At 50.7% G+C, this 12,771-nt stretch carries 11 protein-coding genes; 10 read left to right on the top strand and 1 reads right to left on the bottom strand.

The window, feature by feature from the left end:
* The first annotated feature begins 45 nt into the window (after positions 1-45).
* The 10 genes from BLQ16_RS07545 to BLQ16_RS07500 all read left to right on the top strand — a co-directional run bounded on the left by BLQ16_RS07545 (position 46) and on the right by BLQ16_RS07500 (position 10,750).
* The gene (locus BLQ16_RS07545; RefSeq protein WP_091792130.1) at positions 46-1,416 is read left to right on the top strand and encodes a UDP-N-acetylmuramoyl-tripeptide--D-alanyl-D-alanine ligase; all 1,371 of its coding nucleotides are present in this window, start codon (positions 46-48) and stop codon (positions 1,414-1,416) included.
* Between the two features lie 18 nt (positions 1,417-1,434).
* Complete coding sequence (gene mraY / locus BLQ16_RS07540) at positions 1,435-2,430, top strand: phospho-N-acetylmuramoyl-pentapeptide-transferase (RefSeq protein ID WP_159428039.1); 996 nt, start codon at positions 1,435-1,437, stop codon at positions 2,428-2,430.
* Between the two features lie 2 nt (positions 2,431-2,432).
* A complete protein-coding gene (murD, locus tag BLQ16_RS07535; protein WP_091792128.1) occupies positions 2,433-3,782 on the top strand; it encodes a UDP-N-acetylmuramoyl-L-alanine--D-glutamate ligase in 1,350 nt (449 codons plus the stop codon).
* Position 3,783: 1 nt separating this feature from the next.
* The gene (locus BLQ16_RS07530) at positions 3,784-5,190 is read left to right on the top strand and encodes an FtsW/RodA/SpoVE family cell cycle protein (protein ID WP_159428038.1); all 1,407 of its coding nucleotides are present in this window, start codon (positions 3,784-3,786) and stop codon (positions 5,188-5,190) included.
* 52 nt (positions 5,191-5,242) lie between these two features.
* Positions 5,243-6,358, top strand: coding sequence for an undecaprenyldiphospho-muramoylpentapeptide beta-N-acetylglucosaminyltransferase (murG, locus tag BLQ16_RS07525; RefSeq protein WP_091792126.1), 1,116 nt, complete (start codon positions 5,243-5,245; stop codon positions 6,356-6,358).
* A 19-nt stretch (positions 6,359-6,377) separates the two neighbouring features.
* Positions 6,378-7,757, top strand: coding sequence for a UDP-N-acetylmuramate--L-alanine ligase (gene murC, locus BLQ16_RS07520; RefSeq protein WP_091792125.1), 1,380 nt, complete (start codon positions 6,378-6,380; stop codon positions 7,755-7,757).
* A 27-nt stretch (positions 7,758-7,784) separates the two neighbouring features.
* Positions 7,785-8,762, top strand: a complete 978-nt coding sequence (locus BLQ16_RS07515) for a cell division protein FtsQ/DivIB (protein ID WP_091792124.1) — start codon at positions 7,785-7,787, stop codon at positions 8,760-8,762.
* A 108-nt stretch (positions 8,763-8,870) separates the two neighbouring features.
* Complete coding sequence (gene ftsZ / locus BLQ16_RS07510) at positions 8,871-9,953, top strand: cell division protein FtsZ (protein ID WP_091792123.1); 1,083 nt, start codon at positions 8,871-8,873, stop codon at positions 9,951-9,953.
* Between the two features lie 176 nt (positions 9,954-10,129).
* A complete protein-coding gene (locus BLQ16_RS07505) occupies positions 10,130-10,339 on the top strand; it encodes a hypothetical protein (protein ID WP_091792122.1) in 210 nt (69 codons plus the stop codon).
* An 18-nt stretch (positions 10,340-10,357) separates the two neighbouring features.
* Positions 10,358-10,750, top strand: a complete 393-nt coding sequence (locus BLQ16_RS07500; protein WP_091792121.1) for a hypothetical protein — start codon at positions 10,358-10,360, stop codon at positions 10,748-10,750.
* A gap of 248 nt (positions 10,751-10,998) precedes the next feature.
* Here the strand turns inward: BLQ16_RS07500 and BLQ16_RS07495 are convergent, their stop codons facing one another.
* Complete coding sequence (locus BLQ16_RS07495) at positions 10,999-12,456, bottom strand: DUF2828 family protein (RefSeq protein WP_091792120.1); 1,458 nt, start codon at positions 12,454-12,456, stop codon at positions 10,999-11,001.
* Between the last annotated feature and the right edge of the window lie 315 nt (positions 12,457-12,771).

The raw sequence follows: 12,771 nt of genomic DNA, 5'->3' as shown, positions 1-12,771 counted from the left end.
GAGGACCCGGCTTCTTCGTTTTATCAGATAATATTGAGGTGACCCATGTATCAATTAAACACAGAACAACTGGCACATGCGCTGGGCTACGCGCATCGCGGTGCAGCGGTACAAGCGCAACGGGTGGTATTTGACAGTCGAGAGGTTTTACCGGGAGATTTGTTCGTGGCCATAAAAGGTGCCCGGGTGAACGGGGCCGACTATATAGACGCTGCTTTGGAGCGAGGGGCAGTGGCCTTTGTAGCAGCTGGCGATATAGAGCGGTCTAAAGCGAGTCAGATTGTGGCTGGCGACGGCCTTGAATTTATCCAGAAGCTTGCCCGGCTCATGCGCGCCCGGTTTAATGGGCCGGTGATTGCCGTTACCGGCAGCCAGGGCAAAACCAGCAGCAAAGACCTGCTGACCCATATTCTAAGCCGACACCACCAAATCGTGGTGACGCATGAAAACCAAAACAATGAACTGGGCCTGCCCTTGACGCTCACCCGGCTGACAGAGTCTACGGAAATGCTGGTGGTGGAAATGGGCATGTCCGACTTTGGCGAAATCGCTTTTTTGGCGGAGATTGCCCGTCCCACCCACGCGCTGGTGACCAACATCGGCATTGTGCATGCTGAAATTCTTGGCAGTCAAGCCGGAATTGCAAAAGCAAAAACAGAATTATTCCCATATGTGTCGCAAAATGGTACAATTGCAGTACGGGAATCGGACAAGCCGCTTTTGGCCCCGTATTTGCCGGAAGCCTTGGCGGATACGCTGTGGACAGCCATGGACGGTGCGCCTGGTGACGGCGGCTATTGGGTTGAAGACCTGCAGCTTTCGACCGAATACAGCGACTTTGTTTTTTGCGGTAGAGGCGAACCCTTTGCTGTGCGGTTAAATTATGCCGGCCGCCACCAAGTGGAGAATGCTCTCCTGGTCATTGCCACAGCCCTGGCACTGGGCGAGTCGCCTGAAACGATCCGTACAGCCTTGGCTGAAGCCACGCCACTGTCGTCCAATCGTATGGAAAAAATTGCGCATGGCCAGGGCTTTATTTTAAATGACAGTTATAATGCCAACCCTGCGTCGGTTAAAGCAACGCTGGCCATTTTGGCCGGCTATACCGATAGACCGCGCTGGGCTTGCATTGGCAATATGTATGAATTGGGCCCTTATGAAACAGAAGGCCATCGCGCTGTGGGCCAACAGTTCGCCCAATTGGGATTAGAAAAATTAATTTGTGTCGGTGAATTGACGAAAGATACCGCTAAGGCAGCCTTGGCTGCCGGTGTTGCCGCTGAGTCGGTGGTGACCGTCAATAACAGCCAGGAAGCGCTGGCGTATTTGCAGGCGCATTTACCATCTGATGCGGTCCTCTTGGTAAAGGGGAGTCACAGCATGGATATGGCTGCGATTGTGAGCGGCTTGGTCTGACGTCTGGAGGGAGCTATTTTGAATTTTTTACTGTCGATATTGGCCTTGGTTATCGGATTTCTTGTTGCGGTTTTTGCAACGCGTCGGCTGATCCCCTTATTAAAGCGGATTAAATTAGGCCAGGAAATTCGTGAAGAAGGGCCGCAGAGTCATTTGCAAAAGCAAGGAACGCCCACCATGGGTGGCGTCGTTTTTTTGCCGGCGGTGGCCTTGGCCACTTTTATCGGCAATGGGATTAACCGTTACTCGGTTTTTTTAGTCCTGTGTGCAACCTTATTCGGCTTAATCGGCTTTTTGGACGATGGCTTGAAATTGCTTCACCATCGCTCCTTGGGCCTGCGGGCTTGGCAAAAAATTGCCGGGCAATTGATCGTGGTGGTCATCGTCTTGGCTGTGGGCATTGGCATGGTGGACCTATTGCCACATTTCTGGGTGCCCGGTTTTCAACTGACGCTGAACAACGCAGCCTTTTATGTGGCGGTTATGTTTGTCGTTTTAATTGGCACGACCAATGCAGCCAACTTAACGGATGGCTTAGACGGCTTGTTGAGCGGCACCAGCGTCATCATCGCTATCGGCTTTTTTGTCATCTCGACTTGGTTCCTCTTGCCGGCAGGGATGGTGTTTTCAGCGGCCTTAGTGGGGACCTTGTTGGGCTTCTTTTATTTTAACCGCCACCCGGCTGCTATTTTTATGGGGGACACCGGCTCCTTCTTTGTGGGCGGTGCCATGGCCGGATTGGCCATGCTGACCAAGACGGAGCTTTTGCTGCCGCTCTTGTGCTTAATTTATGTGCTGGAAGCCTTGTCGGTAATGATTCAGGTGGCTGTATTTAAAAAGACCGGTAAACGTGTTTTTCGCATGTCGCCCCTGCATCACCACTTTGAATTGGGTGGCTTAAAGGAAGAGCAGGTCCTCTATTTATTTGCGATTATCACCGGCATCAGCGTGTTGTTGGCCTTGCTCGTGGTGCATGGCGCAGATCCGGCTTTACTGCAGCAGTTAAGGAGATAGATATGAAACGCTATTTGGTCATCGGTGCGGCGAAAAGTGGATTGGCCAGCGCCGCCTATTTGCTCGACAGGGCGGATACGGAAGTCATCCTGAACGATTCGGATGTCACAAAAAAAGAAGCGGTGGAAGGCTACTTCACCGATAAAAAACCGCAATTTATCTGGGGCTTGCCGGATGTGGCGGAAATTAAGCCGGACCTTGTGGTGCTCAGCCCGGGTGTCCCGCCGCGGATTAAACCGGTGCAGGCGGCACTTGCAGCCGGGATACCGGTTATCTCCGAGCCGGAACTGGCCTATGAAAACAGTTCTGCCCGTTGGTTCGGCATTACCGGAACCAACGGTAAAACCACCACCACCGCCTTGGCGGCCCATTTGCTGGAAGGCTTCGGTGCACCTGTCTTTTGCGGTGGCAACATCGGCACGCCGCTTATTTCAGCGGTGCCGAACCTGCCGGCCGAGGCAGTGGTGGTGGCTGAACTGTCCAGTTTTCAGTTGGAACTGATCAACCGTTTTCATGCAAATGCAGCGGTCTTTTTAAATTTAACGCCCGACCACTTGGACCGGCATGGCAGCATGGCGGCCTATGGGGCAGCAAAGGCACGTATTTTTGAAAATCAAGGGCCACAAGACGTTTTGATTGCCAATTATGACGATGAAAGGGTACGGCAAATGGCGGAAAAGGCACCAGGTAAAGTCTGGTACTTCAGCTGTCAAACAGTACCCCCCTTAGGCATGTGGCAGGAAGAGGGCCGCTTGATGGTTCGCTTATCTGAAGACGAACCGGCGCATGCCCTGATTGACCGGGCGGATATCGCTTTGCCGGGCCGTCACAATACAGAAAATATTATGGCTGCTGTCCTAGGGGCCCTCTACTTCGGGGCATCTGAAGCCCATATCTGTGCCCAGCTGAGAACCTTTAAAAGCGTTGCCCATCGCTTGGAAGCCGTACGTACCGTTGACGGCGTTTTGTATGTCAATGACAGCAAAGGCACCAATCCGGATGCGACGGAAAAGGCTTTGAATGCCTATGAACGGCCGATTGTGGCCATTATGGGCGGACGCAATAAGGGCAATTCTTTCCTGCCCTTGGTCCCCTTGATTGACGAAAAATGCCGCCATGTTGTTTTGGTCGGTGAAGCAAGGGGGGACTTCATAGAGGCCTTTCAGGAAAAAGACTTTCATCGCTACAGCCTAGCCGATGATTTTGAACAAGCGGTTGACCAGGCCCGTTTAGCGGCTCAAGAGGGTGATGTTGTTTTGCTGAGCCCGGCTTGTGCCAGCTGGGACATGTTCCCGAGTTACGAAGTGCGTGGTGATTTATTTAAGAAGTTGGTGAATGATATAGATGGCTAAGATGCCCAGAAATCGATGGTCCGACCAAAGTGAAGCGGAAGATCATCGGCGAAAATCGCAAAAAGAAGCGATGGTAAGACAGCTTAGCGGGGAAAAAGAACCGGTGGAGCCGGTTCAAAGGGTGCACCCTCACAAGGCGCCTTCCACTTTGGCCCAGACCGCCGAAACAAAAAACCACCGGCAGCCACAGGGGCCAGGTTTGCACCAGACCAGGAAAAAGAAAAAGGCGAACAAGAAAAATCATAAAAGATCAAAAGGATGGCTGAGCGGTTATCGCCGGGCGGACTGGGCACGTGTTCGCGGGATGTACAGCGGTCCAGACCTGATGCTGCTGCAGATTTCGCTTATTTTACTGGCCATGGGCCTGGTGATGGTTTTTTCATCCAGCTCCTATGAAGCGCTTATGCTTTATGGCAAAGGTGGCTATTATTTTCTGCGTCAATTGACAATGGCGGTGGGCGGTCTGCTGATTGTTTTCATCCTGCTCTTTGTGAACACGGAAGTGGTCCGGCGAATTGCGCCTTACTTGTTATTTATCTCGGTTGTCCTAATTCTGGTGGCATCGTTTTTTACAGAAGCCCAATACGGGGCACACCGCTGGATTACTGTGGGGCCCATTACTTTTATGCCCTCTGACCTGGCCAAACCGCTCTTGGTCGTGGTTGCTGCAGGACAACTGGAGCGCGTACGAGACCGGCTGGATTCCTTGCCGGAATATGGCATGACGCTCTTGACCATGATGATTATTCCCTGCTTGGTTCTAATTGAAGACCTGGGCACAGGCGTGGCAATGGCCGGTGCCTTGTTTGCCATGCTTTACATTGCCGGGGCGCCTAAGCAATATGTGGTTGGCACCATGGGGCTGGGCCTGATGGTTTTTGTGGCGGCGGTTATTGCAAAGCCTTATCGGATGATGCGGTTGACCAGCTTTATCAACCCCATGGATCCTGATAAAATAGAGGCTGGCAGCTTTCAGCTGGTGCAAAGCCTTTACGCCTTTGGCGATGGAGGTCTCTTCGGTGTCGGTTTAGGTAACGGGGGGCAAAAGATGAGCCACTTGTTTGGCTCGCACACCGACTTTATCTATGCCGTCATCGGAGAAGAATTGGGGCTTATCGGGGCCCTTTGTGTCTTGGCGCTGTTTATTGCTTTTGCTTGGCGCGGATTTTGGCTGGCCATGCACATCCGTGATTTCTACAAATCGCTGATTGTCTTTGGCTTGACGGCCATGATCACCCTGCAAGCGCTCATCAATATGGGCGTTGCCGTCGGTGTTCTGCCGGTCACCGGGATTGCCTTGCCCTTTATCAGTTACGGGGGCTCTTCTTTGGTGGTCACCTTGGCAATGGTCGGCTATCTTTTGAATTTATCGCGGTACGTGCAGCGCCCCAATAAAAGAAAGTCATGAATCCTTGCGCATTGCATGCTATAATTAGCCGAGACGTGAAGGGAGACAGAGTATGGGCGTTGTGGTGACAGGCGGCGGCACAGGCGGGCATATTTATCCGGCCCTGGCCATCGCCGAAGCGATACAGAAAAAACATCCCGGAATTGATATTCTATACATTGGCAGCGAGACAGGCTTGGAGGCGGATATTGTCCCGAAAACAGGCTTGCCTTTTGCTGCGGTCAGTGCCAAGGGCTTGAACCGTCAGTTGTCAATAGATACCTTGCGCACCTTGACGACAACCGTTAAGGGGCTGGATATGGCCCGGCGGATTCTTAAGAAATTTAAAGCCAATACCGTCATCGGAACCGGCGGATTTGTTTGCGGACCGGTGATGTTGGCCGCGAAAGGGCAAGGGGCCAGCCTGTTCTTACATGAACAAAACGCTTATCCGGGCATTACAAATCGTCTTTTAGCGCCTTTGGCTGATGGGGTGATGCTGAATTTCAGTGAAGCACGCGCCCGGTTTAAGGGCAGGACCCCACTTTATGTAACGGGCTTGCCGGTAAGACATGATGTTGGCAGGTATTCCCGGACGGAAGGGGCAGCGCATTTCGGACTGGATCCATCTAAAAAGACCCTTTTGGTGACCGGCGGAAGCCGGGGCGCCCGTACCATTAACCGCACCATGGCACAAGTATTGCCCCAGCTTTTGCAGCGCCCGGACCTACAGGTGATTTTTATCAGTGGCCGCAATGGTTATGAAGAAACCCGGGGGCTTTTAACAGCCACCGGCCTATCACCGACGGACACGCCGGGCCTTGTCTTTATCGATTATTTGTATGAAATGCCACTTGCCCTGGCAGCGGCAGACCTTGCTATAGGTCGCGCCGGGGCAACATTTTTGGCAGAGTTGTCGGCCTGTGGTTTACCGGCTGTTTTATTGCCCTACCCATATGCCAGCGAAAACCACCAGGCCCATAATGCCCAGGCCATTGTTGATGCCGGCGCTGCTGAGATGATTTTGGATGCGGATTGTACAGGGCCCTTAATGCTGGATACGGTGGCGCGGTTACTGGATGATGACAATCGTTTGGCCACGATGGCTGTACAAATGAAGGCCTTGGCTAAGCCTAATGCCTTGGCGGATATTATGCAGGTGTTGGAGGAAGGTGGACACCTGCAATAAGAGAGGAGTGGGCGCATAGATGACGCTTGAAGGAATGAAGAAAATACATTTTATCGGCATTGGTGGCATTGGCATGAGTGCCATTGCTGAGATTCTCTTGGCCCTTGGCTATGAGGTCAGCGGATCGGACGTTGCCTTGTCATCGCGCGTAGAGCGCTTGATGGCTTTAGGGGCTCAGATCAATATCGGTCAGTCGGCCGAGCATATTCGACCGGATATGGACTTGGTGGTGCATTCTACCGCTATCCGACCGGAAAATCCTGAGCGTCAGGCGGCCAGCCAACAGCAGATCCCGGTTTGTCATCGGTCGGAAGTCTTGGGCGAACTCATGCGCACCCGTAAAGGTATTTGCGTCGCTGGCAGTCACGGCAAAACGACAACCAGTTCCATGATTTCCCTTATCTTGGAGCAGAATGGACTTGACCCGACCATTGTGGTCGGTGGCGTGATCAATGAAATCGGCAGTAATGCCAAGCTGGGCAAAGGCCCTCATTTGGTGGCAGAAGCCGATGAAAGTGACGGAAGCTTTTTGAACCTATACCCTTGGTACACCATTGTGACCAATGTAGAAGAAGATCACCTGGATCATTACAAGGACATTACCGCCATTCAGGAGATTTTCAGGCAGTTTGTTCAAAAGACGGATGAGAATGGTCGCGTTGTTTTATGCGCGGATTGTCCGGAAGCCTTGGCCTTGCGTGAAAAATCGCCGGCAAAGGTCGTCACCTACGGGTTTTCGGAGGCGGCAGACTATCAAATCCGTCACCATGCGCAAAAAGGGGCGCTTAATGAAGCGGATATTTATTACGCTGGGGACCGGCTTGGCCATTTAAGCTTGACCATTCCGGGTAAACATAATATGTTAAATGCCTTAGCCGCTACGGTGTGCGGCTTGGACCTGGGCCTTCCCTTTGACAAGGTTGCCCAGACCTTGTACGCCTTTCACGGCACACGACGCCGGTTTCAATTGGTTGGCGCTGTAGCAGATATTCAAGTGATTGATGACTATGCCCACCATCCGACGGAAATCGCTGCCACTATTCAGGCAGCCCATGATTGTCATGAGGGGCGTGTGGTTGCTGTTTTTCAACCGCACCGTTACAGTCGCACCAAGTTTTTGGCGGAAAAATTTGCAGAAGCCTTATCGGCAGCGGATGAAGTCTATTTGCTGGATGTCTACCCGGCAGGTGAAGACCCCATAGAAGGCGTTTCCAGTCAGCTGATTTTGGATTATTTGCCGAAGGGGCACGAAGGCGTTTTATTTAAAGAAGAAGCCATGGCACATGAATTGCTGGACCACTTACAGCCGGGCGATATGGTTTTGGTCATGGGCGCCGGTTCCATTTGGCAGGAAGCCCCCAATATTGTGGAAGCATTGAAGGAAAAATATCTGGCTTAGTGGATAGGGAGCATAAGGAGGTGAACGATGCTTAAAAGAAAATATTTTGCGCAAAACGCTCATGTGGAACGCGAAACAGATGATGCCGAGGTCAATGCAGAACGCACGGCGGACAAGGGCCGTACGCCACGCAAACGACGTTTCAGCCGTGAATTTATTCTGACTCTGGTATTATCCCTTGTCTTTACAGTCATCGTTGCCATCGCCCTGTCACCGCTGATGAACATTGATGCGGTTACCATTACAGGCAACCGTGCCATCAGTGACCAGCATGTCACCCGTTTGGCAGGAAGGCCGGTCGGAACCAACCTTTTCCTATATAAAAAGAGCGATGCGGTACGCGCCTTGGAAAGTCATCCCTATGTCAAAGAAGTCACCATTCATCGTCACTTGCCGCACAGTCTTTCCATCAGCATTAAAGAGCGGCGTGCCGTCGGCGTATTGGTGAATCGGGGAATATTTCTTCAGTTCAGCACAGACGGCTTGCTTTTAAACAGCACTCCCACCTTGGAAAACACGAGCATTCCTATCATTACCGGGATTTCTTTGGCGTCTGTCCCACAGCCCGGTGGTAAAATAAAAAACGATGCTTTTGAACAGGCTTTGGCCGTCATCAATGCGATGCCGAAAGAACTCCTGGGCAATATCCAGGAAATTAACGTGGCAAAAACAGATAATATTTTGGCCTACACATCCAACGGCATAGAAGTCCGTATCGGCAATACACGGAAAATTGACGGGCGGATGTCGGCCTTGAACGATATTATGAACCAGATTATTTTTTCCAATTCGATTCAAGGTCAAGTCGAATATATCGATATGCGCTACAGTAAATCTCCCATTCTGAAATTAAAAGGAAAAGACGCAGCCGATATTGATTTGGATATGGACGGCGCCAGCTTAAATATTTCTGCAGAACGGGAAGCCCAGCGTGTCCAAGGCACCACGGAGGCCGTTGTTGAAGAAGACCCGAATGGGGACAATGATACCAACACAGCCAATTAGTAGATCTGATTTTGATATAAAAGCTGATTCCAGCAAGAATTTAATTGCACGAAAGGGTTATATGGTATATCATAAAGATAAATATTGCGATTTTGCGGAGGGGATAGCATGTTCCAACTTGATGATAATGTTGAAAATAACGCCGCTGTCATTAAAGTCATTGGTGTAGGCGGTGGCGGCGGTAATGCCGTTAATCGTATGATTGAAGCAAAAGTTCAAGGTGTCGAATTTATTGTTGCCAATACGGATGCCCAGGTTTTGGCGCATTCGGAAGCGGATCAAAAAATTCAATTGGGCACCAAGTTAACACGCGGCTTAGGTGCCGGCGGTAACCCTGAAGTTGGTGAGAAAGCGGCTGAAGAAAGCCGTGAAGAGTTGGCTGCAGCCCTGGAAGGGGCAGACTTGGTCTTTGTAACCGCCGGTATGGGCGGCGGCACCGGGACGGGCGCTGCACCGGTTGTAGCAGAAATTGCCAAAAGTCAAGGCGCCTTAACCATTGGTGTGGTGACCAAGCCCTTTGCCTTTGAAGGCAAAAAACGCAAGAGCAATGCGGCTGAAGGCATCTCTATCTTGACAGAAAAAGTGGACTCATTGGTGACCATTCCCAATGATCGTTTACTGGAAATTGCCAGCAAAGAAACCACCCTGGAAGAAGCCTTTGACATTGCCGATGACGTTTTGCGCCAAGGTGTTCAGGGGATTTCCGATACCATTACCAAGGTGGCCATGATTAACCTTGACTTCGCCGACGTTCGCTCGACGATGCAGAATACCGGTACCGCCTTAATGGGTGTCGGTTACAGCAAAGGGGAAGACCGTGCCGTGTCTGCCGCTAAGGCTGCTATTTCCTCGCCCCTCCTGGAAACGTCTATTGACGGGGCCACAGCGATCCTGATGAACATCTCCGGTGACAACCCGACCCTTTTAGAAGCACAAGCAGCTGCTGACTATATTTATGAAGCAGCCGGTGCTGATGCGGATGTTATCTTTGGGGCCATCAACGATCCTGATGCGAAAGATGACATTAAAATTACCGTTATTGCAACCGGTTTCCATCCGGATGACCGCAACACCTATGACACAAATGCTTATAAGCCGAGCAGTGCCCCAAGGTCTGGCCGGTCTTCAAGCGGAAACTTTGCAGACGTACACATTCCTGAATTTTTGAGAAAAGGAAACCGCAACTTTTAAGCGAAACATCAGTGTCTTAAACAGCGAAGCTTAGCCGCTTCGCTGTTTTTATCGTATTGTTCTTTAAAAATACGAACATACAATCGAAAAATCTCTTGACAACGAATATGTGTTTGATAAAATATAGGAAAACATGTTCTAGGAACACATGATCTTAATTGTCGGGAGGTTATAAGATGAAATACATCGGCATTGCTTTTTTAACTTTGGCATCAATGGTTTCGTTCGTGGCATCTGTTGGCTTATTAGAGAGTTCGACGCTTCCTTTATTTGTAACGTCGTTAACCACATTATTGAGCATTTTCGGTCTGTTTATCGGTTTAGCGGCATTGCGAATTATTGAATTTCGCCCGTATTTGACAGATGCGCGAACCCATCGTGATTGATGCCCGATAGGAGGCAGCATGGGTAGAAAATATTCACGTAGTGGCAAAAAAAAGAGATCCCAATATCGGAAAACAGCAAAAGAACAAGAAAAAATGACGACAGTCATCACGCCGGAGCAACGCTTGCAGGAAAAGAAACGTCTGCGTTTTAACGGCGTTGCGCTGGGCCTATTGACGGCAGCCCTGCTCCTGATGCTGGGGGCCCCGCAGTTTGACCGTATGGGGCTGCCATATCATGTCAGCACTCTTTTGGCCTACGTCTGCTCTTTGATTGCAGGGGCTCTGATGCTTTATTCCGTTAAATATGCCCGTGAAGAAAAGAAAAAAACCGCTCGGATTACCGGCGGCTTGATGGTGGGGGTCGGCTTCATTGGCCTTCTAACAACGCTTTCGCCCTTGTTAATGGGTTAGCTAGTGATTGTGACAGAAAGCCTATAAAAAGAGTTATATTAAAATAAGCAAGGCACCGTCCGGCAAAAGGAATTTTTAAATTCGACTTTTGCCGGGCGGTGCCTTGCTTTTATCTTTTTCTCGGTTTCAAATACTAGCTGTATCCTTCGCTGAACAAACAAGATAAGACCTAGCCTTGTTCGCTCTGATTTTTACCTTGTGCACCTGTCTAGAGGCTTTTTTAAGTATTGCTCACCCAGAGTTTCCACCTAAGCGACAATGCTGGCATAGCGATTAGTGTCTAGGAGGTCCATCATGGCGGTATAGGGGGTTAGGCCGCCGACGGTAATCATGGTAAAAAGCCGGGGGCTGCAGCCGGAGACAAGGACGACGCCGGCTTCATTCATGGTGACAGGTTGGTAGCTGTTACGGCTAGCAACGTTCCAGAAGACGATGTTTGGCAGTTGGTACCCATGGAGGGCGAATTGCTGCTTGGCATTTTCGTAGTTAGACAGGGAAGCGTTGCGCATACAGATATTAAATTCCATATCAGAAATTATGTAGAGGGTTTCCGGAAGCTCTTCCTGGGGGAGCTCGTTGTGTACGGCGGCAGCCAGGATGAGGCTAAAGACGGCTTCAATATTGGTATCGGCAACTTGAGTAAAAGTGGACAGGTAGGACAGACGGTCGGTAAAGGTCTTGCCTTTGATCTCAAGGAGCTGGGGGGTATCGGAGAACTCAATAAAGTGGTTGTGGAAGAAGCCGGTATTGCGTTCGCCGAAATAAAGGCCCAGGGAGAAAGCCACTGCAGCAGGTAGGCCCTTATCATACCAGTACATAGACGCGGAAGTGTCTATGATGGCCAGGGCATTTCGGTTGTCGCAATAATCCGGTAGGGCCGCCCATGAGGCGTTCAGGCTGGCTTTTTCTCCTTCGGACAGCTCATTCAGAGGGCTGCTAAAGGCGGAGCGGACGATTTCATAGGGGTAGAGCGCATCGGTGTGGAGTTTGGCTTCTCCACGTTGAACGGCAGCTAAAAAGGCTCTATAGCGTTCACCGTCATGATGCAGGAAGGCTTTGCGGTATTTGAACATGGCTTTAGAGGGCTGCTTGGCGTAGTCAAAGGTATAGTCCTTACTGCAGAGATGGTGTTCCAAAATATTGATTCTTTTTCTCAAGGCCGTCAAGGTTTTGCGATACTGGCCATCGCTCATGCCCAGGAAGCGCGCTAGGCGTTTGGCGCGGCGGACTGTCTCGGGATTTGAGGCATTGACCGATGGGAGCCACTTAGCCAAAAGGGAAACCTCGCCCGTTGAAGTAAGGTCTGCCTTCAGCTGGTGACGAATCAAACGAAGGGCGTCTTTTTTACAGGGGGTATCTAAAAGGGCTAGGAGATCGTCATATCGGCCGTATTCCGGAATGCGGTCGATATTTTTACGGACAGAATCCGGATGGTAGCCGGCTAACCAACGGAGAATAATACGAAAAAGGCGGCGTTCTCCCAATCCGCCACGCACATCTCGACCAAAAAATAGAATTTTCATGGCGATGTCCGCATCTTCCGTGTAGGCTCGGAGAAAGCGATGAATGATGGCTTCCTCTTCGGCATTGCGAAGGGCACCAATATCGGCAAAGAGGTCTAAACAATCGGATAAGCTGCTGGCATGGGTCACAGCGTCGTTTTCAGTGCGCGCCCTATTGGCTTCGGCTTTTAGTTGGTCTAACATATCCTGTCTCCTAACCGGCGGTATGGTGCCGTGTGGTTTGCAAGTCTCATGAGATAAAAAATCCCCATTATCTTTCCTGAGAAGAGTCGGTAGGATGACCGTGGATTGATGAAGGGGGCTTTATAAAAAGGCTTAGGCCTTTATATGACATTCCAGGCACTCGTAGAAGAGGACCATAAATGACGGGGTCATCTGCTGATGATGGTCCTTTTTCTCTTGGCCGAGTGCCTTTTCCAAGATGCCTTTTTCTGAATGACTTGCCCTCAGATAGGCTAGGTTTGGTAAAATGGCTGGAGGCATCTTTCTAGCAAGGTA

It is taken from the genome of Peptococcus niger (assembly GCF_900101835.1).
Taxonomy (GTDB): Bacteria; Bacillota; Peptococcia; order Peptococcales; family Peptococcaceae; genus Peptococcus; species Peptococcus niger.
Note: the sequence above shows the minus strand (reverse complement) of the source record. Positions and strands in the feature narration are given on the sequence as shown.

What these genes read in the sequence shown, in the direction of transcription:
- BLQ16_RS07545 (WP_091792130.1), top strand. Translation starts at nt 46, where the DNA reads ATGTATCAATTAAACACAGAACAACTGGCACATGCGCTGGGCTACGCG.
- murD (WP_091792128.1), top strand. Translation starts at nt 2,433, where the DNA reads ATGAAACGCTATTTGGTCATCGGTGCGGCGAAAAGTGGATTGGCCAGC.
- BLQ16_RS07530 (WP_159428038.1), top strand. Translation starts at nt 3,784, where the DNA reads ATGCCCAGAAATCGATGGTCCGACCAAAGTGAAGCGGAAGATCATCGG.
- murG (WP_091792126.1), top strand. Translation starts at nt 5,243, where the DNA reads ATGGGCGTTGTGGTGACAGGCGGCGGCACAGGCGGGCATATTTATCCG.
- murC (WP_091792125.1), top strand. Translation starts at nt 6,378, where the DNA reads ATGACGCTTGAAGGAATGAAGAAAATACATTTTATCGGCATTGGTGGC.
- BLQ16_RS07515 (WP_091792124.1), top strand. Translation starts at nt 7,785, where the DNA reads ATGCTTAAAAGAAAATATTTTGCGCAAAACGCTCATGTGGAACGCGAA.
- ftsZ (WP_091792123.1), top strand. Translation starts at nt 8,871, where the DNA reads ATGTTCCAACTTGATGATAATGTTGAAAATAACGCCGCTGTCATTAAA.
- BLQ16_RS07505 (WP_091792122.1), top strand. Translation starts at nt 10,130, where the DNA reads ATGAAATACATCGGCATTGCTTTTTTAACTTTGGCATCAATGGTTTCG.
- BLQ16_RS07500 (WP_091792121.1), top strand. Translation starts at nt 10,358, where the DNA reads ATGGGTAGAAAATATTCACGTAGTGGCAAAAAAAAGAGATCCCAATAT.
- BLQ16_RS07495 (WP_091792120.1), bottom strand. Translation starts at nt 12,456, where the DNA reads ATGTTAGACCAACTAAAAGCCGAAGCCAATAGGGCGCGCACTGAAAAC.